We start from the raw sequence: 527 nt of genomic DNA, 5'->3' as shown, positions 1-527 counted from the left end.
TTTGTTATCGGCTCTAACTGATCGCCTGGAGAGGCTTCAGCAAACCCTCGACGGCACAAACGCCCTATCAGGCAATCCTGACGCATTAGGTAGAGTCGCAGTGCGCGTAGAAGCCCTCCGCGATACGGTACGCGTGGGCCTCATCAACGGAGACTTGCATACCAATTCGCCGTTTGGCCTTCGTCCGGACGATGTCCGTCCTGGTATTCAGAACTTCTTTCATAACGAAGTCGCGTATGGTCAGGCCCATGCAGCCCAACTGCAGTCCCTGAAGAGCTATGCGCCGGTCGATCACGGCTGGGCGGCGGTGACGCATACCGAAGGCCGCATCGTCAGCACGCTTCAGCATATTCAAACGATCTCCAATCCCCTGACCCGGGGCGGTGCGGTGGAACTTCAGCGTCATGGCCTCTCCCAGGCCATCTCCAACGCCTACCACAGCGGACGCTTGACCCTGTCGCCAACGGGTGTGGCCGTCGTCGAAAACACCCTCGGCGAAGAAGCCACACACACCCTGCGCGTTCCTC

The 527-nt window shown here is 59.4% G+C and carries 1 pseudogene; it reads left to right on the top strand.

Annotated features, from left to right (window positions below):
- Nucleotide 1 precedes the first annotated feature (1 nt).
- Nucleotides 2-527 (top strand): annotated as a pseudogene (locus XAXN_RS22130) (hypothetical protein); the annotation flags it as partial.

Origin of the sequence: Xanthomonas axonopodis, assembly GCF_001304695.1 — a bacterium.
Taxonomy (GTDB): Bacteria; Pseudomonadota; Gammaproteobacteria; order Xanthomonadales; family Xanthomonadaceae; genus Xanthomonas; species Xanthomonas axonopodis.
The sequence above is the reverse complement of the archived record's forward strand: the minus strand, read 5'-3'. Positions and strand labels throughout refer to the sequence as shown.